The 21345-nt window shown below is 53.2% G+C and carries 19 protein-coding genes; 5 read left to right on the top strand and 14 right to left on the bottom strand.

Annotated elements, in window-relative coordinates:
- The first annotated feature begins 103 nt into the window (after positions 1–103).
- Both B3K89_RS07595 and B3K89_RS07590 read left to right on the top strand, forming a co-directional pair.
- Entirely contained in the window at positions 104–925 is an 822-nt protein-coding gene (locus B3K89_RS07595; RefSeq protein ID WP_345907229.1) for a sugar phosphate isomerase/epimerase family protein, read from the top strand.
- A gap of 111 nt (positions 926–1036) precedes the next feature.
- The gene (locus B3K89_RS07590) at positions 1037–2206 is read left to right on the top strand and encodes an iron-containing alcohol dehydrogenase (protein WP_293892262.1); all 1170 of its coding nucleotides are present in this window, start codon (positions 1037–1039) and stop codon (positions 2204–2206) included.
- A gap of 9 nt (positions 2207–2215) precedes the next feature.
- Here B3K89_RS07590 and chrA read toward each other — a convergent pair whose 3' ends face one another.
- Both chrA and B3K89_RS07580 read right to left on the bottom strand, forming a co-directional pair.
- Entirely contained in the window at positions 2216–3388 is a 1173-nt protein-coding gene (chrA, locus tag B3K89_RS07585) for a chromate efflux transporter (protein ID WP_293892264.1), read from the bottom strand.
- Positions 3389–3509: 121 nt separating this feature from the next.
- A complete protein-coding gene (locus tag B3K89_RS07580) occupies positions 3510–4934 on the bottom strand; it encodes a nitronate monooxygenase (RefSeq protein WP_345907228.1) in 1425 nt (474 codons plus the stop codon).
- Positions 4935–5086: 152 nt separating this feature from the next.
- Between B3K89_RS07580 and B3K89_RS07575 the strand changes: the two genes are divergently transcribed.
- The gene (locus tag B3K89_RS07575; protein ID WP_345907227.1) at positions 5087–5332 is read left to right on the top strand and encodes a hypothetical protein; all 246 of its coding nucleotides are present in this window, start codon (positions 5087–5089) and stop codon (positions 5330–5332) included.
- 33 nt (positions 5333–5365) lie between these two features.
- Here the strand turns inward: B3K89_RS07575 and B3K89_RS07570 are convergent, their stop codons facing one another.
- The 9 genes from B3K89_RS07570 to B3K89_RS07530 form a co-directional block, all read right to left on the bottom strand.
- A complete protein-coding gene (locus B3K89_RS07570) occupies positions 5366–5989 on the bottom strand; it encodes a class I SAM-dependent methyltransferase (RefSeq protein ID WP_293892275.1) in 624 nt (207 codons plus the stop codon).
- On the bottom strand, positions 5986–8553 hold the full coding sequence (xdh, locus tag B3K89_RS07565) for a selenium-dependent xanthine dehydrogenase (protein ID WP_345907226.1): 2568 nt from the start codon (positions 8551–8553) through the stop codon (positions 5986–5988). The genes B3K89_RS07570 and xdh overlap by 4 nt, the downstream gene beginning before the upstream one ends.
- Before the next feature lie 238 nt (positions 8554–8791).
- Positions 8792–9736, bottom strand: a complete 945-nt coding sequence (locus B3K89_RS07560; protein WP_293892283.1) for an ABC transporter permease — start codon at positions 9734–9736, stop codon at positions 8792–8794.
- The gene (locus tag B3K89_RS07555; protein WP_293892285.1) at positions 9733–10836 is read right to left on the bottom strand and encodes an ABC transporter permease; all 1104 of its coding nucleotides are present in this window, start codon (positions 10834–10836) and stop codon (positions 9733–9735) included. Before B3K89_RS07555 ends, B3K89_RS07560 begins: the two co-directional genes overlap by 4 nt.
- Complete coding sequence (locus B3K89_RS07550; protein WP_293892288.1) at positions 10820–12358, bottom strand: ABC transporter ATP-binding protein; 1539 nt, start codon at positions 12356–12358, stop codon at positions 10820–10822. The genes B3K89_RS07555 and B3K89_RS07550 overlap by 17 nt, the downstream gene beginning before the upstream one ends.
- Before the next feature lie 74 nt (positions 12359–12432).
- The gene (locus B3K89_RS07545) at positions 12433–13467 is read right to left on the bottom strand and encodes a BMP family protein (RefSeq protein WP_293892290.1); all 1035 of its coding nucleotides are present in this window, start codon (positions 13465–13467) and stop codon (positions 12433–12435) included.
- A 243-nt stretch (positions 13468–13710) separates the two neighbouring features.
- Positions 13711–14610 carry a 1-phosphofructokinase family hexose kinase gene (locus B3K89_RS07540; protein WP_298503890.1) on the bottom strand — a complete coding sequence of 300 codons (900 nt, stop codon included), beginning with the start codon at positions 14608–14610 and terminating at the stop codon, positions 13711–13713.
- Entirely contained in the window at positions 14607–15092 is a 486-nt protein-coding gene (locus B3K89_RS07535; protein ID WP_293892295.1) for a deoxycytidylate deaminase, read from the bottom strand. The genes B3K89_RS07540 and B3K89_RS07535 overlap by 4 nt, the downstream gene beginning before the upstream one ends.
- The gene (locus tag B3K89_RS07530) at positions 15079–16005 is read right to left on the bottom strand and encodes an alpha/beta hydrolase (protein ID WP_293892297.1); all 927 of its coding nucleotides are present in this window, start codon (positions 16003–16005) and stop codon (positions 15079–15081) included. The genes B3K89_RS07535 and B3K89_RS07530 overlap by 14 nt, the downstream gene beginning before the upstream one ends.
- Before the next feature lie 155 nt (positions 16006–16160).
- Here B3K89_RS07530 and B3K89_RS07525 point away from each other — a divergent pair, with 155 nt between their 5' ends.
- A complete protein-coding gene (locus B3K89_RS07525) occupies positions 16161–16640 on the top strand; it encodes a hypothetical protein (RefSeq protein WP_293892299.1) in 480 nt (159 codons plus the stop codon).
- A gap of 58 nt (positions 16641–16698) precedes the next feature.
- Here B3K89_RS07525 and B3K89_RS07520 read toward each other — a convergent pair whose 3' ends face one another.
- The 3 genes from B3K89_RS07520 to B3K89_RS07510 are packed head-to-tail and all read right to left on the bottom strand — an operon-like array spanning position 16699 to position 20029.
- A complete protein-coding gene (locus tag B3K89_RS07520) occupies positions 16699–17889 on the bottom strand; it encodes a sodium ion-translocating decarboxylase subunit beta (protein WP_345907225.1) in 1191 nt (396 codons plus the stop codon).
- A 13-nt stretch (positions 17890–17902) separates the two neighbouring features.
- Complete coding sequence (locus B3K89_RS07515; protein WP_293895883.1) at positions 17903–19729, bottom strand: biotin/lipoyl-containing protein; 1827 nt, start codon at positions 19727–19729, stop codon at positions 17903–17905.
- Positions 19730–19753: 24 nt separating this feature from the next.
- A complete protein-coding gene (locus B3K89_RS07510) occupies positions 19754–20029 on the bottom strand; it encodes an OadG family protein (RefSeq protein ID WP_293895880.1) in 276 nt (91 codons plus the stop codon).
- Between the two features lie 385 nt (positions 20030–20414).
- On the opposite strand from B3K89_RS07510, the gene B3K89_RS07505 reads away from it, so the two are divergent.
- Positions 20415–21344: an Mrp/NBP35 family ATP-binding protein gene (locus tag B3K89_RS07505; RefSeq protein WP_293895877.1), complete on the top strand. Its 930-nt coding sequence runs from the start codon at positions 20415–20417 to the stop codon at positions 21342–21344.
- The last annotated feature ends 1 nt before the right edge of the window (position 21345 follow it).

Genomic DNA, 21345 nt, shown 5'->3' with positions numbered 1-21345 from the left:
TACCATAATGAGTAGGCGAAGTAGTAGCGTATACGATGGTTTGCATGAAAGGCTGGCGTCCTGCTACTCCCTCTGGTATACTATACAAAAGGGTGGTAGCGGTATGAGAATAGTCGGCATACACTACACCAGATGGGCTTCAACGGCTGAAGCGGATATCGCTTCCTTGGTCCAGAAGGCCAAGCATCTGTCTTATGACCAGCTCGAAGTCGACGGGATCATCCTCCAACAGATGAGCCCGTGGGGTCGTAAGCGCCTTGGCTTTGAGGCGAGAAACTACCGGATTGATATCTCCTACAGCCTGAATCCTCCGCCTGATTACGATCTTTCCTCCCTTGATGAGGATGTAAGGAGGCACGCCCTCACCCAGTTCCAGAACCTTATCCGTACCATCGGAGAAATGGGGGGAGGAAGCCTCAACGGTCCGCTCTATAGCAGTTTTCCGGTACAACCGCACTTGATTCAGGATAATCAGAGGCTGCTTGAACAGAGTATAAAGAGCCTCAGATCGCTGACTACTCTCGCCCAGGACGAGGATGTGATGCTGAACATCAGGCCGGTCAACCGATATGAGCATTTCCTCATTCCTACAGCCAGCGAAGCTCTGGCCTATGTCCATGCAATCAATCATCCGAATTGCGGCATCGACCTCGATACGTTTGAGATGAATCTCGAAGAGGACGATATGAAAGCTGCCATTCTCCAAGCAGGAATATTTCTTCACTGTCTCCATATCCGGGAGAACAACAAGAAAATGGTAGGATTGGGGGCTCTCGATTGGAAAACCGTCCGCAACGCATTGGATGAAATCTATTACAAGGGGCCTTTGGTTCACATGCCGGCGGTGTTGGAAGAAGGGGTGGAAGGACCACAGGAGAGCCAAAGGATTCGAAACCTGCTGTGTGGTGAAGTCGCTCCCATTTGAAGCCGCTTCCCGCCCATCCCCTGATATGATTCCCTTTTCCGGCAGGGTTTTCCCATCTCTTGCCGATATCCTCCTCTCTTGGTACCTTAAAAATGAAGAGAGGAGGCAGCAATGCACAGTACATTTTATCTTCCAACCAAAATCATCTTTGGTTCTCATTCGCTTGCGAAGCTTTCAGAACAGAAGCTTCCTGGCAAACGGGCCTTGATTGTAATTTCGAGCGGCACATCGACGCGTTCATTCGGATACCTGAAGCAAGTCCAGGACCAATTGGATGCTGCAAAGGTGTCGTATGAGGTGTTTGACAAGATTCTTCCCAACCCCATCCTCGCCCATGTTACAGAGGGTGCCAAGCTTGCAAGACAACAGGGATGTGACTTTGTCATCGGTCTGGGTGGAGGCTCGGTCATCGACTCGGCCAAGGCCATCGCAATTATGGCGACCAACGAGGGCAACCTGTGGGACTATGTCAGCGGCGGCAGCGGCAAAGGGAAGCCGATGCAGCACAAGCCCCTTGGAGTGGTTGCCATCACCACCACCGCCGGCACCGGCACCGAAGCCGATCCTTGGCTGGTCATTACCAAGGAAGAGACTCAGGAAAAAATCGGGTATGGCAATGACGATACCTTTCCTGTCCTGAGTATTGTCGATCCCACCCTGATGGTCTCGGTTCCTCCGCACCTTACCGCATACCAAGGCTTCGATGCTCTTTTCCACAGCACCGAGGGATATCTGAACACGATTGCAAATACGTTCAGCGACCAGTACAGCCTCGAGGCGATCAGGCTCATCGGAAAGAGCCTTCCCACTGCCGTCAAGGATGGCAGGAATTTGAAGGCTCGCGAGGATGTGGCGATGGCCAACACCCTGGCCGGCATGGTGGAAACCTTCAGCGGCTGCATCAGCGAGCATTCGCTTGAACACGCAATGAGTGCCTTTCACCCTGAACTGCCCCACGGGGCGGGCCTGATCATGATCAGCAAAGCCTACTACACCCATATTGCCGAAAACCACATTGCTGAAGAACGCATGATCGCCATGGCAAAGGCCTTGGGAAGGGTTGATGCAACACAGGCAATGGACTTTGTACATGCCCTGGTTGACCTTCAGAAAGCTTGTGGTGTGGACGATTTGAAAATGAGTGCTTACGGCATCAGCGAGTCAGAGCTGCCTGCCATGGTGCAGAATGCCCGAGCGAACATGGGAGGCCTTTTTGGTGTCGACCCCATGACGCTCACCGATGAGGACTGCTTGAAAATCTATCAGGAATCGTTCAGGTAACCAACAAGCTTAGAACACAATACCCGCAACCAAGACGGCAAGGACGATCAAGGGAGCGGGTATTTTCTTTGTTGCAAGCACCACGATGGTCAGCCCGACAACGACGATATGCTCTGCTGTGATCCCGATCTTCTGCAACAACAGGATGGCGGCTGTCGTGATAAGACCGCCGGCGACCGCATTGATTCCTTTCAGTGATACCTTCACCGCCTTGATTCTCTTCAATTCCTCCCAGACAGGGTAGATGAAGAAAATGAGCAGTGTACCCGGCAGGAAAATTCCCACTCCACTGATCAAGGCTGCAAGGACTTGGATGACGGGCCCTTCACTTCTGGCTGCCATGCCGCCGGCATAGGCGCTGAAGCTGAACATGGGGCCGGGAAGCCCTTGTACAAGACCGTACCCGGTGAGGAACTGCTCGTTGGTCAGGTAGCCTTTCGTCTCCACGAGCTCTGCAATCATGACCGGTACCACCACCTGTCCGCCCCCGAAGACCAGGTATCCATACCGATAGAAGGCCTCAAAAAGCGTGACCAGAAGATTGTGCGTTGCCAGGGAGAGAAGCAGGCTGCCCAGGGCGAAGAAGACGAAGAGTATCAGATATCCATACGGTGCTCGTATGGTGATCTTGTTGAACAGGTTTTTCTCTTTGCTCGCAATAATGGAAATAGCTCCTCCGATCAGTAAAACGGCGGGGAAAATCCAGGGAGACCGGATAAAGTAGGTGGCCAGGGAGCCAAAGAGAAAAAGGGTAATGGTCAAGCGGTCGACAAGTACTTTCTTTCCAATCCTGAAGGCCGCAAGAAAGATGAATCCAACTGCCATCGCTGCAATGAAGCGAAGGATGTCCTCCGAGATTTGATGGTCCTTGAGAAACTGGTAGAGGAAGGAGAGTGCGGTCATTCCCAGAATGGGAGGGAAAGCCCAGACAAACAGGGTGAGCAAGGCGAGAAGCGGTCCTCCCATCCGATAGCCGACTGCGGTAATGGTCTGGGTGCTGGTAGGTCCGGGGAGAATGCTGGTCAGGGCCAGCAATTCCACCAGCTCTTCTTCGCTCAGATACTGCTTCTTGCTCACCAGGTGATCGAGAAACACGCCAAAGTGGGCTTCAGGCCCTCCATAGGCACCGAGCGAACAGATGAGCACATCCTTGAGGAATTGTCTGTACGATACGTTGTGCATGGCAGCTCCTGTTGCTCGATGTTACAGAATTGCCATGGTTTACTCAAGAGATGGCGGGAATGCAGAAAAACCGTAAGGCTATTCCGGTTTCATGAAGCCCTTGTCGGGGACAGGCAGTGCTCTAGGAGAGCAACAGCGAGGTTGTCGCAAGCGTCTCGGTCATCTTCAGCTTCAGATGTTCCACCTGCATGGCTGCACGGGTGTACTGCACCCGAATAGCCTTCACCACCTCGGATTTGAGAGGGAATGAAAGCAAGACTTCTTCGTATCGTCTGGCAAGTTCTTTCACCTGGGTTTCTGCCTTTGTATACTCCGTTTTCAAGGTGGACAGCTTGGCGAGCACCCGTTCGAGGTTCATCTGCACAGCATGCTGGTAACCCTGTTCAAGCTCTGCAATCAGTGACTTGACCGGTACGATTTTCTTGATTCGGTACCCATTGGTGCCTACAAATACAAAACCGCTTTGCAAGAGGCCCCTGCGGGCATTGTTGAGGGCGATTGAGATGCAATAGTTGGCTTCTTGAGCTTTACAGGAGGAGAGGCACTTCCATGCGCAACGGAAAGGGGGGCGTTTTCCCTCCTCGCTGTCGGTGATGAAGGTGTTGCGGATGGCTCTGCCGGGCATTCCTACAGGGCTCTTGATCAAGCCGATCTGTTCCTTGGTGCAATTGACGTAAGCTTGTTTGAATCGATTATCGGCATCGCACTCATCGGTGGCAACAAAGCGGGTGGCCATTTGAACAGCAGATGCTCCAAGGGAAAGGACTTTGTACACATCCCTGCCGCTGTAGACGCCTCCTCCTGCGATCAGGGGGATTCTACACCCCTTGCTCTCTTCAAAAGGTTTGAGGGCCTCAACAATCTGAGGGACGATGGCTTCCAATTGATAGGAGGGGTCTTCAAGCTGTTCTTCAGTGAAACCGAGGTGTCCGCCAGCCTTGGGACCTTCGAAGACCACTGCATCGGGAGTGTCGTTGTAGAGTTTTGTCCACATGCGGAAGATCATATCGACTGCACGGGCTGAGCTGACAATCGGGGCGACTTTCACATTGGCCTTTCTGAGCGCCTCAACGGGCATGTTCTTGATCGGCAAGCCAGCTCCCATGAAAACGATGTCAACCTTCTCCTCTATCGCTACATCCAGCAACTGATGGAAGTCGTTGACCGCCACCATGATGTTCACCCCGATAACCCCGCTGCTCAGTTCACGAGCCTTGCGGATCTCCCGCCTGAAGGCCCTGAGGTTTGCAGCCTGACCATCCTCATAGTAATCGGGTTCCAATAATCCGATGCCGTTCGCTGCAATGACTCCGATGCCGCCGTTGTTGGCCACCGCACTTGCAAGTGAGGAGAGAGAGATGCCGACACCCATCCCACCTTGGACGATGGGGGTGGGAGCAACCAGGTCTCCAATTTTCAATGCCGGCCAGGTAGTCCTGGAACCGAGAATACGTTGGATTGTCCGCTCGATGGGAAGGTAGGCCTTACAGGCCTGTACTTCTTCCTTTATCCGGTTCAATATAGTCGAGAGAGATGTTGATTTCATTGGCATTCCTTGGGGACGTGCAAGTCCTTGGCCTTAATTTAACATAAATACAAAATTTGTCAAAGTGTATTGCTTAACTATCTGCAAGCTCTCTGAAGCTCTTCACATTCACCTAAGCTCTGAGTTAGTATCGAAGTACCAGGAGAAAAGAAATGGAACCTGTTGCTGACACAGAACGCAGGCATTCGATTGCCTCGCTCGACTCAAGCATCCGAAAGCTGGAAAAAGCCCTCACCAGCGTGCAACAGAACGTCGCTTCGACCACCGCGGTTTCAAAGAGGTTGCAGGCTCTCAAGATTGGTCTTGCCGCTCTTCAGATGCGCTGGGAAAACCAGGGGTACCCGTATTCAGCAGAAGAAACCAAGTATGTATGCAAATATGTATTTCCTCTCAATTGATGCACAATGCTGCGAGGTATGCAAGGGTCATTTTCAGCTTTGGGGAGTGCAAATATACCAATTGGCACGCTTGCCTACTTGGATGACTTCCACCTGTGAAAAGCAGCGGTCCAGTTCTGCTTTGCACTCTTGGAGTTCCCTTTGTGCATGCTTGATGAAATAAAAGTAGTCACCCCCCTCCAGATACTCAATCAGGGAAGTGAGGACAGAGCGGTTTGCGTTGTAGTCGTGGATGATGACGTAGTGCTTTGCCACCCGGCTCATCTGCCGATAGAGGCTCTTTCTCATCTCTTCTCTCATGCCATGGGCGACATAGCTTGCAAGAACAAGATCGAACTCTTTGCCTGAGAAAGGCAGGGTTTTGGTGGCATCGGCTTGGACAAACGTGATTGCTTCATTCTTCCTTCTTGCTATGTCCAACATTCGGGCAGCAGGATCGACACCGGTAACAGACAAGCCTCTCTCGCTGAGAGCACTGCACAATGCCCCGGTTCCACAGCCGACATCGAGGGCTGTCTCATACTTGAGAAATGACTGCATGGCGGCAAGCGTTTTTGCATACCGTCGTTTTTGATAGGTGAAAAACAGGGCGTAAATAGGAGCAATGAAATTGAAGAGGCCGGTGCTGTCCTGACGATTTACGGCTCTTTTTTTCATTGCGGCTTCTTCTTACGGTACGCTGTATCTTGAAGCGGCAACGAGGTACGGAACTTGCCGTCGTAACGGTAGTATGCATTCTGACACGCCGGGGCGGTGGGGATGGTGGTCAACTCTCCCACTCCCTTTATTCCATAAGCAATGGGGTGCTTGCCTGGTCCTTCAACCAGTTTCACCTCAAGCGGGGGAACATCAGTTGAACGCAAGAGGCCGAGGGTTCCATAGCGCACATCAAGCTGTCCCTCCTTGATCGGGAAGTCCTCGGTAAGGCCGAATCCAAGACCCATGACCACTCCCCCCTCTATCTGCCCGGTAAGGGCCTGATGGTTCACCACCTGCCCTACATCACACGATGCAACCACTTTCTCCAGTTTTCCCTGTTCATCCAGAATGACTACTTGAGCTGAGTAGCTGTACGCCACATGGCTGACGGGATGTTTCTTGGTGGAATTGATAGGATCGGTAATGGATGTATACTCTCCACTGAATTCTTGTCCTTCCAGCTCCTCGAGTTTCTTGGTTTGCAGTGCTTCCTTGAGCTTGAGTGAAGCCCGTCGGACTGCTTCTCCGGTGAATACCGACTGGCGGCTTGCCGTGCTGGTTCCCGAGTCGGGGGTGCGACGGGTATCGGGGTCCTCGACTACAATCTGGTCAGCCTTCAAGGAGCATGTCTGGCCAAGCATCTGGGTACAGACGGTAGCCACCCCTTGGCCCATACAGGCTGCACTGGTACGGATATGAACCTTGCCGTGCTCCACCGAGAGAATACAGCGGCCTGTATCAGGAAATCCCACACCAAGCCCACTATTCTTGAATCCACAGGCAATACCGGCACGCGGTGATGAGTAATAAGCATCCTTTACAGCTTCCAGGCATTCGATGATACCGGTGTCCACACCGGCAATCTGTCCGTTGGCCATGGTATCGCCGGGTTTGAGGGCATTGAGACGGCGAATTTCGTAGTAGTCCATACCTAGTTCATCAGCGAGCAGATTGAGATTGGCCTCCACGGCAAAGCAGCTCTGCGTGACTCCGAAGCCTCTAAAGGCTCCTGCTGGTACCATATTCGTATAGATGGCCCGACCAACAACTTCAAAATTTTGGAAATTGTAAGGTCCTGATGCATGGGTGCAAGCTCGTTGAAGAACCGGGCCGCCTAAGGATGCATAGGCTCCTGTATTGGCATCGATGATTGCGCGCATGGCAGTAATGCGGCCGTTTTCATCGCAGGCAGTAGTCATGTCGATACTCATGGGATGCCGTTTGGGGTGAACCGTCAGGCTCTCCTGACGGCTGAGTTTCACCTTCACCGGCTGCTTGAGAACCCACGCAGCGAGGGCGGCATGGTGCTGTACACTCATGTCCTCCTTGCCTCCGAAGCCACCGCCGACAAGCATGCTGTGACAATGCACCTTCTGCGGCGGAAGTTTCAGCATAACCGAGATTTCATGTTGCTCATCGTAAATTGATTGGCCCGAGGTATGAACCAGCACTCCATCTTCACCCTCGGGAAGCGCTACTGCACACTCAGGTTCCATGAAGGCATGTTCGGTATAGGGAGTGGTGTAGACTCGGGTGATTACATGCTTTGCTTTCTTGATTGCCTCGTCCACATCACCGCGCTTGATATGCTCGCTGCTGAGGACATTGCCTCCGGCATGCAGGTGCGGGGCGTCGTCCTTCAAGGCTTCCTGCATGGAGAGTACAGGTTGTAAGACCTCATAGGAGACCGTAACAAGAGAGGCAATTTTCTCAATGGTTTCAGGATCCTTTCCCACCACCAGACAGATGGCATCCCCGGTATAGCGCGTGATTTCTCCAACGGGAATGAAGACCGGCCAGTCCTGCTTGATGTGTCCGATGATGTTGTGTGGAACATCGGCGCTTGTCAGAATGCGGACAAAGTCGGGATGCTTTTCAGCTTCGCGGCTGTCAATGGAAAGCACCCGCGCCCTCGGATGGGCCGAACGTACCGCTTTGGCATGCAAAAGCCCGTCTATGCGCAGGTCATCGGCATAGAGCCCTTTGCCAAGGGCCTTGATTTTTGCATCGACGCGCTGGTAGCGGGTATCGAGCCTGGGCTCTTCGCTGTGATCGGGAACAGTGAGGTTCTCCCGAAAATAGGTGGCGGCCATCAAGATGGCCTCCTCAATTTTCTTATAGCCGGTACACCGGCAGATATTGCCCTTTATTGCTTTTTTTACATCTTCCAGGCTGGGGTCGGCATTTTTATCCAACAAGCTTTTTGCGCTGATGATCATACCCGGGGTGCAATAGCCGCACTGAACAGCTCCTGCTTCTGCAAAGCAATAGGAATACACTTGTTGCTCACGTTCGCTCAGCCCCTCGATGGTGGTTACCGATTTCCCTTCAAGCTTGGAAAGAGAGATAGTGCAGGCTTTCGTTTTTACCCCATCGACCAGGACGGTACAGGTACCACAGGCACCCTCGCTGCACCCATCCTTGGTGCCGGTAAGGTTAAGGTTCTCACGGAGGAATCGAAGTAATTTCTTGTCCTCTCCATCATATTGTACAGGCTTTCCATTTACGCTGAATGCATACATAGCGTGCTCTCCATTGTCTGTTAAGGGTGGGAACAGGTGCTAGCCGCTTAGCGTCAGCATCCAAGAAGGGATGCCACGGTCTGTGATGCTATACGTTCACATTGTTTCGATGTCTTGTTGAAAAGTCAATATCTTGTTGCAGTATAAGACTTTTGTTGCATTATTTTGTTGCAGGAGTTCCAGTGCAAGGAACAAAGGCAGGAAAATGCAACAATCAATCCTGCCTTTGTTTCAAAACCTAAATTCGCTTCTCCCGGTTGAAGGGTTGCCCAAGAGCGGTCGGGCCGAGCAACTGGCTCTCCCTGCTGAAAGCAAGAACAACGATGACCATGACATACGGCAGCATGACGGCAAACTCATAGGGGAAGTTGATTCCCTGTCCCTGAACGGCCAGCTGGAAGGCTTGCGCCAGACTGAACAGCAGGGCCCCTCCCATAATCTTCACCGGATGCCAGTGACCGAAGTAAACCAATGCTACAGCGATGAACCCACGGCCGGCGATGATCTCGTCACTGAACATTTTTGCCTGGCAGAGGCTCAAGTAGGCTCCGGCAAGACCAGCCAGGGCACCACCGACAGCCAAAGCCTGGTAGCGCACCTTGTTGACTTGGATGCCGATCGAGTCGGCGGCCCTGGGGTTTGTTCCTACCGCCCGTACCCGCAGCCCCCAGGGGGTCTTGAAGAGGATGTACCAAGCGGCAGGGACAAAGAGGAACGCAAGATAGACCAGCAAGTTATGACTGAAGAAAATCGGACCGAGGATGGGAATCTTGGAAAGTCCGGGGATTGGAAGGTTGCCGATGCCGGGAACCGATTGCGTTCCGCCGATGAAGTGGCGGAACAAGGTTCCTGCCGTACCGACTCCGAACATCTGCAACCCGATGCCCGCTATACCCTGCGGAGCACGGAAAGTGACTACGACAAACCCGAAAAGAAGGCCGAAGAGTGCACCCACAGCCATCGCCAGCGCCAGGCCGAGAACGTTGTAAATGCCCGGAGTGGGGCCGCCTTGTCCGATGCTGTACGGAATAAGCATTCCCAAAAAGGCCCCCATGGCCATGATGCCCTCACAACCAAGGTTGAAGATGCCGGATCGCTGGTTGAACATCTCCCCCAGGGAGGCGATAAGCAAGGCGACGGAGAAGGGTATGCCCAAGCTTAGGATGTTTACGATGAAGTTCATGCTTCCACCTCCTTGGATTTGCTGCTTCTTTTCTGCACTTTGCGCCAGACCTTCTCCATGAGATAGGGATCGGCGAGAACCATCTTTGTGGCAACGATGACGAGAATGATGATGCCCTGCAGCACATTTACCATGTTTGCAGGTACACCGACCATGCGCTGAGTCATATCGGCTCCAACGATCAGAAGGCCGAAGAAAAATGAGGCGGGAATGATTCCGGCCGGATGCAGGCCTCCGAAGAGGGCTACGACGATGCCCGAGAAACCGTAGCCGCCGGTAATTCCCTCGATGGCCCTGCGGTGGACGCCTGCAATTTCAATGGCGCCTGCCATACCGGCAAAGGCACCGCTGATCACCATGGCGATCACCAAATACCATGTCACGTTGATACCGCCGTACTTTGCCGCCCGGCTGCTGGCCCCTGCTGCACGCATTTTATATCCGTAGCTGGTTTTCCACAGCAACAAGTAGATGAGCAGGGCGAGGATAAGGGCGAAGAACAAGCCGGTATGCAATCGGGTTCCGGGAAGGAATCGGTCCAGCCAGAGATTGCGCGAAAGGCGCATCGACTGGGGGGTGCCGCTTCCCATGGTGAGTTCGGCGGGGTCGAGCATCGGACCGCGCAGCAAAAAGGTATAGAACTGGGCGGCGATGTAGTTGAGCATTACGGTTGAAAGCAGCTCGCTGACCTGCAGCTTCGCCTTGAGAAATCCAGGAATGAAACCCCAGAGGCCACCGCTGATTGCCCCGGCAAGGATTGCCATCGGCAGCAGGACCGGCTTGGGTAGCTCGGGGAAAGCGAGGGCTACAGCAGTGGTTCCCAAAATTCCCATAGCCATCTGGCCTTCAGCCCCGATATTGATGATGCCGCTGCGATAAGCAACCGAGATGCCCAACGCAATAATGGTCAGCGGTATCGCCCTGAGAAGCACCTCGCTGAGCTGCAAGGTGGTTTTCAATGGTTCAAAGAGGATGACCCGATAGGTTTTGACTACATCGGCACCGATGGTCATCAGGATAATCGATCCAATCGTCATTGCTGCCAGTATGGCCAGAATGATGATGGAAACCTTGTAGAGTACCTTAAACTGTTTGGTCATCTTTCACTCCTGCCATCAAGATCCCCAGGCTGCGGCGGTTGGCATCCTTGCGGTCCAGAACCTGTTGGATCTGCCCCTTGAAAATGACAGCGACGCGGTCGGAGAGGTCAAGGATCTCATCAAGCTCTTCGCTGATGAGCAGTATCCCGATTCCCTCCCTTCGTTTCTCCAGAAGCTGCTTGTGGATGAATTCGGCAGCCCCGAGGTCCAAGCCTCTGATCGGGTAGACGGCTATCAGGAACTTTGGTTTTCGGGAAAGCTCGCGGGCAAGGATGACCTTTTGGATGTTCCCTCCCGACAACGATCCTGCTGCCACAGCGATGTTGGGGCTGCGGATATCGAACTTCACCCTCAGATCATTGGCATTCTTGTCGATTGCCTTGTTGTTGAGGAAGGAGTGCTTGGAGAACTCTTCTCGCTCGGCATCCTTGAGGATCAGGTTCTCCTTCAGCGAGAACGAAGGCACAATTCCCTCGGTGTTACGCTCTTCTGGAATGTAGCCCATCCCTGCCTGGATGATGTAGTGCGGACTCTTATTGGCGATATTCTCCCCGTAGAAGATGATCTCTCCGCTTTCCACCTTGCGCAGTCCATTGATGGCCTCGGCAAGCTCGCGCTGCCCGTTGCCTGAGACACCTGCAAGGCCGACAATCTCGCCACAGCGGATCGTCAGGTTCAAGTCCCTGAGGGCCAAAAAGCCTCGATCGCTCTTGACGTTGAGGTTCTTGATATCCAGCACCGGCGTCCCGTTGCAGGAAGCCTCCTCGTTCAGAGGCAGTTCAACTTCATGGCCGGTCATCAAGGCGGCGATGTCGGAAGGGGAGTGCTCATTGGTGTTCCCTTCAAAGACCACCGCTCCATGGCGGAGTATGGTGATCTTGTCCGAAAGGTCCTTGACCTCCTGCAGCTTGTGGCTGATGAAGATGATGGACAGTTCACTGCTCATGCGCTTGAGCAGCACGATCAGATCATCGGTTTCCTGGGGCGTGAGTGCACTCGTCGGTTCATCGAGGATCAGAAAGCGAGCGCCAAGGCAGAGCGTCTTGACCAGCTCGACACGTTGCTGCTCGCCGACGGAGAGTTGCCAAATATAAGCATCGGGATCCACGAAAAGCCCGTATTTTTTCGATATTTCATCAATGCGGTCTCGGACCATAGCCAAGTCGAGCTTGAAAAACGACCAAGCCTGTTTGTAGCCGAGGGCGATATTTTCCAGAACCGTCATATTGGGAACCAGCATGTATTGCTGGTGCACCATGCCCAAGCCTGCGGCAAAGGCATCATTGGGGGAACGGAAGTGTACTTCTTCCCCGTTGATGAGGATTCTCCCCTCATCCGGCTGGTACAACCCCATCAGGATGTTCATCAGGGTGGTTTTGCCAGCGCCGTTTTCGCCTACCAGTGCCAAAACTTCGCCCTCTCCAATGGAAAGGGTGATGTCGTCACTCGCCAAAACGCCGGGAAAGCGCTTGGTGATGTGTTCCATTCTGAGGCTTGTGATCTTCTTTGTAGTGAGTTCCATGGATTACAACCTCCGTGGGGATTCGAAAAACCAGTCATGCAGGGCTTTCCTGCATGACCGGCAGGGATGTACGATCAAAGCTTGGAGTAATCTACGGAAGTGTAGTTGACGGTACCGGCCTTGGCCTTGAAGGAGGCAATAGCTTCGTTGACCTTGTTCTCAATGGCGCCGGTGTACTTGTCCTTCAAAGCAGCGTTGAATTGGAATACGAATCCGCCGTTGTTGAAGTTCATGGGAATGACTTCGCCGCCCTTCACGCCCTTGTCGAGTTTTTCGACAAAACCGACGATGACCGATGCATAGTTGTAGGAGGAAGCTGCAATTACCTTGTAGCCTTCGGCGATGTTGATCTGGGCGATATCCTGACCAACCCACCAGATGTCCTGGTTTCGGTAGTCGGCAACTGCGCGCAGGGCTCCGAGAGCCTGCTGGCTGGAACCGGTCAGTACGTCGGCACCGGCCCTGATCTGGGACTGGGCAATCTCACCGGCCTTCACGAAATCGCTGAAGGAACCTGAGTGAGCGACCATGACCTTGGCCTTGGGATTGACAGCCTGTACGCCGAGGACGAATCCGCGGTTGTACCGGGCGGCATCACCGGCGTCGACGGGGCCGACCAGACCGATGATATTCTTCTTGGTGGTCATGCCGGCGATGAGGCCGGAGAGGTAACCGGTTTCTTCACTTTCGGGCATATAGGTGAAGACGTTCTTCGGTCCAATCTCTGCAGAAGTACCGAAGGCAAAGGAAACATCTGGATACTCTTCAGCCATTTCAAGGATGAGGTTCTTGTACTGTGCCCCGTGGGCGATGATGATGTCATACCCCTGGGCGACATACTGGCGGGCGGCGGAACCTGCATCGACAGGCTTCATCTTCTCGGTGTAGCTGTACTCGATGCGGCCGGGAAGCTGCTTCTGGGCTGCGAGAATGCCATCATGCATGGCCTGGCACCAGCCCTTGTCGTCAATGGTGTTTTCAATAATCAGTGCAACCTTGACTACGTTTGAGTCCTTTGCGGCTGCGGGTGCTGTTTCAGCTGCACCGGCTGCAAAGATTGCAGAGCCAACGAGCGCGAGACAGAGCACGATTGTCAGAATCTTTTTCATACAAGTTCTCCTCTGTAAATATCCATCCCGCCAGAGCGGGATTTGAAGCTTGATTCAGTATAGAGTGAGAAAGTTTGGCTGTCAAAAGAAATTGCGCGTTTTGCAGTAAATAATTATCTAGTTAATTACGCTAAGTATGATTTTTTACCAATAAAATTGCGAAATTTCATAATTTATTGTTGCAAATTTAGCGATTGCTCAATCTGTGAAAAGTTCTTTGCACCAACAATCTGGGCTGAAAACCTAGAAAATCGTACCCGGTCGGACTGTTTTTGCGTTCTTTGTTGCAACCTTTGTTGCGTACTCTACGGCCTGTTGCAAATTTGTACCCTTGTATAAGGACACCGTCAGGGCTGCGCTCAGACTGTCTCCGCACCCAATGGTATTTACTGCATTCACACGCTCAATCGGTACAGAAAAGAACTGGGCTGCCTGCACCCACGCATCCTCTTTGCCCCGAGAGAGCACGGTTGTCGTATGATAGGAGCGATAGATATCTTCCAAAACAGGCTTGATTGAGATCTCGATCGAGGCCGTATCCTCCTGTTCCCCGACAGTCCGACCGAGGAACGTTTGAGCAGCCTCGCTGAGGTTCGGTTTGATGACATCCGGCCCGAAGGGGAGACAGCGCTTCAGGTCTTCTCCCTTCAAATCGAGTAGTACAAACAGTCCTCGTGTTTTTGCTTCCTTGACAAAATCGGCATAGAGGTTGGGCGAGTACCCGGGCGCCCGCGTTCCACAGATGATGAGGGCATCGCTTCTTTGGATTGCTTCGCTGTAGAGGGCTCTGATCGGCTCTTCAGTGCTGCTGTCGACCGCATATGGTTCTTCCACCAGTTCGGTGGCCTTGCCATCGGCAAGTATGGTGGTACAGGTCCGAATCTCACTCTTGCTGTCCGCCCAAATAATTTCCACCTTGTCTTTCCTGCAAAGGTTCAGCATCTCCTCGACCCGCGGTCCTCCGAGGTGGGTGAGCAACATACTCTGCTCTCCCAACTGGCTTACAATGCGGGCTGTGTTCATACCCTTGCCCGAGGCATCGAGATAGTGCTCAGAGGCACGGTTTACTTCCCCGATCTTGAAGGAGGTAAACCTCAGTGTATTTTGAAAGGTGGGGTTCAGGCAGACAGTCAAAACTTTCATTGAAGCTGTACCAGAATGCTGGCATGCGCCGGTTCGAGTTTGCGGTAGGTCACCCCGGTCTGGTCGAACATCCACTTGGAAGCCTTGGTGTTTTCAGCCTCGGCATACTTGTCGGAGAGGTAGACGACCTCCCTGATGCCGCTTTGGATGATTGCCTTGGCACATTCGTTGCAGGGGAAGAGCCCGACATACAGGGAGCAACCCTTGAGACTACTGCTGATGGCGTTTAAAATTGCATTGAGCTCGGCGTGGCAGACATACGGATACTTGGTGTCCAGCCAAGCTCCTTCGCGTTCCCAAGGGACTTCGTCGTCATTCACTCCTATGGGGAAGCCGTTGTAGCCCACTCCCACAATCTTATGATCGGGATTGACGATGCAAGCCCCCACCTGGGTGTTGGGGTCCTTGCTGCGCATGGACGAAAGGACGGCTACGCCCATGAAGTATTCGTCCCAGCTGATGTAGTCCTTACGTTTGGGCATTCTGATTCTCCTGTAAAAACTCCAAAATGGTATCGGTCAGTGATGCTTGGATTGAGTGGTAGGAGAGCAGGGCATGACGTGAGTGGTTGTAGTCTCCCATTTCAGTGGCCAGAAGACGGAAAGCCTTGCTGTTCTGCTCTCGTTCGATGATCTTCAGGTTTTTGAACGGTATGATGCGGTCGTTGACGTCATGAATGCTGAAAAGCGGGCAGGTGATTTTACCCAAGTCTTTTCTTACCTTGCCCATGGCATGGACCAGGCTGATGCCGGGCCGGATGAATAATCCCCCGTAACCGTACCAATTGTCTGCACCATCGTCCCCCTTGCCGTTGCCTGCAACGATATGGGCGTTTATGGAAGCAACGAACAGCGAAAGGGTGCGTGCGAAGTACTGCCGCCAATCGGTGAAAACCCGCTCCTTGATGCTGTTGTAGACCACCGGGGCTGCGATTGTAACCAGCTTGTCAGGTGCTTTGTCCGTGTTGCAGTAGAGCTCGCCGAGCTTGAAGGTCATCATGCCCCCCATGCTGGTGCCCAAAACATACAGTGTTTGATACCTGGATCGAAGGTCCTCGTAATATCTGCAGAGGTAGTCGAACCACTGGGTGAAGGTGGTCTGCTCCAAATCCTTGGGATCGGTGCCGAAACCCGGCAGCAGCGGAACATATACGTCAAACCCTGCCGATTTGAACCGCTGTGCACTATAGCTGTACATCGCAGGAGTGGTCGGAAATCCATGAACCATAAGGATTGCAGTGGTGCTTCCTTGAGCATGGATTATACTTTTTGCCTCTTCGCAGAACACCTTCGATTCATCGGTTGTCAGCATGTGTGTCTGCTTGTCCCGGTACCCGACGAGGGTGGTGTTCCAGAGCACGAACAAAATGAGCAACAATACAATACTGATCCACATACTCAGTACTATACCCTACCACGAGGATGAAGAAAAGCAGGAATTCAGCGGGATGGGGGGAAGGACAGAGCGTAAAAGCGGTGATATGCTGAAATCATGCATACAAAAAGAGTCATTCTGTCTGGTTTTTATTGGTGGCCCTTCTCCTGCCGGTATTGGGTGATGACGTATTTTCTTCGTATGACCAGGCGTTGGGGGTGCAGGCGGGGCGGCTTGCCGGAATCGGAGCCAGCTATCAAAAGTGGTATCCAGCGTTCGGGGTCCAGGTGGCAGGAGGGGCATTCTTCCATCCGAACATGGAGGAAGGACGGGACCGTTATGCCTGCAACATCGGCTCCGAGGTCCAACTGCCCCTGATAAGCCATACCATCAATTCATTTCTAGCCGGACGTGTATACCTGGTTGCTGGTCTTCATCATCGAAGCTATCAAAAAGCCAAGGATGGTGGCGGCGGGACATATGTGCCGGATGAGGTGGTGGTGCAGTTCGGAGCAGGAGCTGGTTTAGCTGTGGAGACGGTGTTGTTCGAGCACTTTTCCCTGACTACCGAGTTCGTCTATGTCGGGCTGTATACCGTAGAAGGGTCTTTGGATCTGGATATGTACCCGCAAGTAGCCATCCGCTATAGATACTAAAAAAAGGCTGTCTCACACCTGGTGGTATGAAACAGCCTTGAGAACTTTTTGGGAGAAACTAAGCCATCATGAACGGCACAACTGCGAGCAGGACACCTGCTGCTACAGCAGAACCGATGACTCCGGCTACGTTCGGGCCCATGGCGTGCATGAGCAAGAAGTTCTGGGGATCAGATTCCTGGCCGACCTTGCTGGCCACACGGGCTGCCATGGGAACTGCAGAAACGCCTGCACTTCCAATGAGCGGATTGACCGGGTGCTTGGGGTCGAGCTTGTTCATCAGTTTGGCGATCAGCACGCCGGCTCCAGTGCCGATGCCGAAAGCCACCATGCCGAGGACCAGGATTCCAAGCGTATTGAGGTTGAGGAAGTGAGAAGCTTCCATCTTCGAACCGACAGAAAGACCGAGGAAAATCGTTACGATGTTCATCAGGGCGTTCTGCATGGTGTCGGAAAGACGGTTCACTACACCACACTCCTTGGCCAGGTTGCCAAACATCAGCGAGCCGATGAGCGGGGTGGCTGATGGAAGCAAGAAGGCACAGGTGGTCAGAACAAGGATCGGGAAGATGATCTTTTCAAGCTTGGAAACCGGCCTGAGTTGTTGCATTTTGATCAATCTCTCTTCCTTGGTGGTAAGAGCACGCATGATCGGGGGCTGGATGATGGGAACCAAGGCCATGTAGCTGTACGCAGCTACCGCAATGGGTCCCAGCAAGTCTGGGGCCAGTCGGCTGGTTACATAGATGGCCGTAGGACCGTCGGCACCACCGATGATGCCGATGGATGCTGCAGCGTACAGGTCGAAGTTGATCCCGGGGATGAAGCTGAGGGCGAGAGCGCCGATCAGGGCGATAAAGATGCCAGCCTGGGCGGCTGCTCCGAGGAGCAGGGTCTTGGGGTTTGCTATGAGCGGACCGAAGTCGGTCATTGCTCCAACACCCATGAAGATCAAAATCGGGAAGAGACCGGTGTCGATACCCATGTCGAAGAGCAGCTTGATGAAGCCGGCAGCCCCGGTTGCGGGGTCGACGCTGGCGATGAACCCCATGGGGATGTTCGAGAGGATACAACCGAACCCGATCGGTACGAGCAAGAGGGGCTCGAAGCCCTTCTTGATGGCAAGATAGAGGAGGATGAAGCCGACCAGTATCATGACAAGGTTGCCGACACCGAAGCCTTCCACCATCCCCATGAATCCGTACAGTCCGGTGGACTGCCAGAGCTGATTAAACGCAGAACCAATCATCTCAGAGTCTCCTTTAAGCGATCACGAGCAATTCGTCGTCGCTCTGCATCTGCTGGCCTTGGCTTACAGAAATCTTGGTTACCACACCATCGCACGGTGCGAAAATTTCATTCTCCATCTTCATGGCTTCCATGATCATCACGACCTGGTTCTTGGAAACCTTCTGTCCTTCCTTCACCTCAATGCGGAGGATCAAGCCGGGCATCGGAGCCTTGACTGTGACTGCTTCGTGTGAGGGGGCTGCAGCAGCTGCGGGAGCATCGGATGCAACGGCCTTGGAAGCCTCGATGGCTTTCTCATCGATGCCGAAGCCGACGTTCAACGGATAACTCACCCCATTGACGGTGGCATTGTCCTTGCCGAGCTTGACGCCGTATGCCTTGCCGTTGACGGTTACGGTATACTCGCCCTTCTTCTTGGCGGCTTCCTCTTCGCGGTTGATCTTGTACATGCCGTTCACCTGTGACTTGCCGGTGAGGAAGAGGATTCCCTTCTCCTTGCAGGAAGCTGCGATGAAAATATTCTCGTCGGTGATGGGCAGGCCTTCCTTCTCAAGCATGGCCTTTGCAGCGGCAACGCCCTTCTTGGGATCTTTCTCGTTGATGTCCACTACTTTCTCGGTGGTGGGCTTCAGGCCCATGGCTTCGGAGCAAGCCTTCACAACTTGTGGATCGGGAGCGACGGGGGTCTTGCCGAAATAGCCGAGCACCATCTTTCCATAGCCTTCTGCAATCTTCTTCCAAGGTCCGAACATGACGTTGTTGAAAGCCTGCTGGAAGTAGAACTGGGAAACAGGGGTAACGGAGGTTCCGTAACCGCCCTTTGCAACCGTTTCAGCCATGGCTTCAACGATGGCAGGGTACTTGTCCATCAGGTTGTTGTCCCTCAGCATCTGGGTGTTTGCAGTAAGTGCGCCGCCGGGAAGCGGGGAGAAGACGATTTCGGGAGTGACGGTCATGGCTTCGGGGGGGATGATGTAGTCTTTCATGCAATCCTGGAATACAGCCTCGGCTTCACGGATCTTCTTGATATCGATGCCAAGATCGAAGTCGGTGTTGCGCAGGGCATGCCACATGGTGATGATGTCGGGCTGGCAGGTGCCGCCGGAAACAGGCATCATGGACAGGTCGACCTGGTCGGCACCTGCTTGGAGGGCGCTCATGTACTGCTGGATGCAAACTCCGGCGGTATCATGGCTGTGGAATACAATGTTCATGTCCTTACCCAGCATCTTGCGGGCGCGCTTGATGGTTTCGTAGACGTACGCAGGAGTGGAGGTGCCGCTGGCATCCTTGAAACAGACGGACTGGAATTCAATGCCGGCATCAAGAATCTGCTTGAGGGTTGCTTCATAGAAGTCGGGGTCGTGTGCGCCGGTGCTTCCCGGGGGAAGGCTCATCATGGTAACAACCACTTCGTGTCTCAGTCCGGCATTGACGATGGATCGGCCGCTGTCGATGAGGTTGTTGACATCGTTTAAGGCATCAAAGTTGCGGATGGTGGAAATGCCGTGCTTTTTGAAGAGCTTGGCGTGGAGGTCGATGATGTCCCTGGGGTAGGAGTCAAGTCCAACGACGTTGACACCGCGCGACAGTGTCTGCAGGTCTGCATCGGCTCCGGCTACTTTGCGGAACTCGTCCATCATTTCGAAGGCGTCTTCATTTGAGTAGAAGTACGGTGACTGGAAACGGGCACCGCCGCCGGCTTCGAAGTGGGAGATGCCAGCCTCGCGGGCTGCAGCTACTGCAGGCATGAAATCCTTGGTGAATACGCGTGCGCCATAGACAGACTGGAAGCCGTCACGGAACGCGGTGCACATAAACTTGACTTGTTTTTTCATTTGGAATTGTCCTCCGGGTGTTACTTATTCTTTCGACTTGGCGAATGCGGCCACGATGGCGGCTGCAATTTCCGCCTCACTGGCAGGGCTTGCAGAAATGGTGGCGGCAGAGGGACTCACGACGACTGTCGGTTTCTTTGCAGGTGCTATCTTTTTTGCAATGGCGCTCATGCCTTTGGTAAGAAAGACCAGCAACGTAAGAAACACAAACACCGTAGCGATACCCAGAACCATGAGGATAACCCCATTTTCGAGCTGGGCTATTAGCTGCTCTTTCGGTAGTTGCGCTAAGAATACCATACGAACTCCTAAAAAGGTTTATAGTGACCGTAGCCAAGGACTACGAGAAATGCACTAGTACTGAGTATATCGGAATCAGAGGTGGTGTTTCAAGTAAAGGTAGGATAAATGATTAGGTTAATTCTGAAAAACTTGGAACACAATTGCAACAATCCGCAATTTTCACGAAGAGTTTTTCAGTCGGCTCAAGGAATTTTTCTAGTCTGTGAAAGTAGTTGTTCTGTCATACATATGGAGGGACTATCGATTTTCTTACATTTTTGCTTGCTTGTGCAAAGCCGGGTGGGCTTGCAAGCGGCCAGCCTGCCAAGGAGTTCTCTTGTCTGTTTTGGCGGTTTATCGTAAGGTACAAAGGGCTGGATTGCCGAAGGAGAACGAATAAGGAATGTCTGAAGGTGTGGATTTTGCACAGAGGATTGCCGAGGACAAGGCAATCAGAAATCATCTGGATAAAATAGGGCGGAAGATTTTGATCATGAGTGGAAAGGGCGGAGTCGGCAAGACCACGGTAACGGTAAATCTTGCCAATGCCTTGGTCGACAGCGGCTGTACCGTGGGCATCCTCGATACCGACCTGCATGGGCCGAACGTGGCAAAAATGCTGGGTTGCGAAGCAGGAATTCTCACCACTGAAGACGGAGGAGAGACTTTCTATCCCGTAGAGGCTCGTCCGGGTTTGAAGGTCATGAGCCTGGCCTTTGCCATCAGTGAACCGGACAGTCCCATTGTCTGGCGTGGTCCGATGAAAATTGCTGCAATCCGTCAGTTCCTTGCCCAGGCCGACTGGGGCGAGCTGGATTACCTGCTCATTGACTCTCCTCCGGGAACCGGAGATGAGCAACTTACCGTCTGCCAGACCATACCTGAGTTGACCGGCACCATCATTGTTACCACGCCTCAGCAAGTGGCCATTCTCGATGCGCGGCGCAGTGTGAATTTCTCGCGCAAGATGGGTGTCGCCATTTTGGGTGTGGTTGAGAACATGAGCGGTTTGATCTGCCCGGGCTGCAACACCGAGATTCCGATCTTCGGCATCGGCGGCGGCAGGAAAATGGCCGATCAGATGAACGTTCCATTCTTGGGCAGGGTTCCCCTGGAGGTTCCTCTCATGGAAGCAGAGGATGCGGGAAAGAGCTACTTGAGCCTGCAACCCGAGAGCGTTTCGGCCAAGGCAATCAGGGATATCGCCCTTCTGATCAATAGCGGGACTGCAGTTTCTTCGCACCGCAGTACTGAGTTCGCAGGAACCGCTTCCTGCGCCCCTTCGGCCTGCTCGAGCTGCAGCAGCAACTGTCCGTCAAGAAAAGGAGTGTGAG

The sequence above is a fragment of the Sphaerochaeta sp. UBA5849 genome, assembly GCA_002432715.1.
GTDB lineage: Bacteria > Spirochaetota > Spirochaetia > Sphaerochaetales > Sphaerochaetaceae > Sphaerochaeta.
Note: the sequence above shows the minus strand (reverse complement) of the source record. Positions and strands in the feature narration are given on the sequence as shown.

Bases quoted from the DNA above. Each gene is read 5' to 3' on its own strand.
- B3K89_RS07540 (WP_298503890.1), bottom strand. From the start codon at position 14,610: ATGAAAGTTTTGACTGTCTGCCTGAACCCCACCTTTCAAAATACACTG.
- B3K89_RS07555 (WP_293892285.1), bottom strand. From the start codon at position 10,836: ATGACCAAACAGTTTAAGGTACTCTACAAGGTTTCCATCATCATTCTG.
- B3K89_RS07520 (WP_345907225.1), bottom strand. From the start codon at position 17,889: ATGATTGGTTCTGCGTTTAATCAGCTCTGGCAGTCCACCGGACTGTAC.
- B3K89_RS07535 (WP_293892295.1), bottom strand. From the start codon at position 15,092: ATGCCCAAACGTAAGGACTACATCAGCTGGGACGAATACTTCATGGGC.
- B3K89_RS07595 (WP_345907229.1), top strand. From the start codon at position 104: ATGAGAATAGTCGGCATACACTACACCAGATGGGCTTCAACGGCTGAA.
- B3K89_RS07530 (WP_293892297.1), bottom strand. From the start codon at position 16,005: ATGTGGATCAGTATTGTATTGTTGCTCATTTTGTTCGTGCTCTGGAAC.
- B3K89_RS07545 (WP_293892290.1), bottom strand. From the start codon at position 13,467: ATGAAAAAGATTCTGACAATCGTGCTCTGTCTCGCGCTCGTTGGCTCT.
- chrA (WP_293892264.1), bottom strand. From the start codon at position 3,388: ATGCACAACGTATCGTACAGACAATTCCTCAAGGATGTGCTCATCTGT.
- B3K89_RS07580 (WP_345907228.1), bottom strand. From the start codon at position 4,934: ATGAAATCAACATCTCTCTCGACTATATTGAACCGGATAAAGGAAGAA.
- B3K89_RS07510 (WP_293895880.1), bottom strand. From the start codon at position 20,029: ATGGTATTCTTAGCGCAACTACCGAAAGAGCAGCTAATAGCCCAGCTC.
- B3K89_RS07550 (WP_293892288.1), bottom strand. From the start codon at position 12,358: ATGGAACTCACTACAAAGAAGATCACAAGCCTCAGAATGGAACACATC.
- xdh (WP_345907226.1), bottom strand. From the start codon at position 8,553: ATGTATGCATTCAGCGTAAATGGAAAGCCTGTACAATATGATGGAGAG.
- B3K89_RS07575 (WP_345907227.1), top strand. From the start codon at position 5,087: ATGGAACCTGTTGCTGACACAGAACGCAGGCATTCGATTGCCTCGCTC.
- B3K89_RS07505 (WP_293895877.1), top strand. From the start codon at position 20,415: ATGTCTGAAGGTGTGGATTTTGCACAGAGGATTGCCGAGGACAAGGCA.
- B3K89_RS07560 (WP_293892283.1), bottom strand. From the start codon at position 9,736: ATGAACTTCATCGTAAACATCCTAAGCTTGGGCATACCCTTCTCCGTC.
- B3K89_RS07515 (WP_293895883.1), bottom strand. From the start codon at position 19,729: ATGAAAAAACAAGTCAAGTTTATGTGCACCGCGTTCCGTGACGGCTTC.
- B3K89_RS07590 (WP_293892262.1), top strand. From the start codon at position 1,037: ATGCACAGTACATTTTATCTTCCAACCAAAATCATCTTTGGTTCTCAT.
- B3K89_RS07570 (WP_293892275.1), bottom strand. From the start codon at position 5,989: ATGAAAAAAAGAGCCGTAAATCGTCAGGACAGCACCGGCCTCTTCAAT.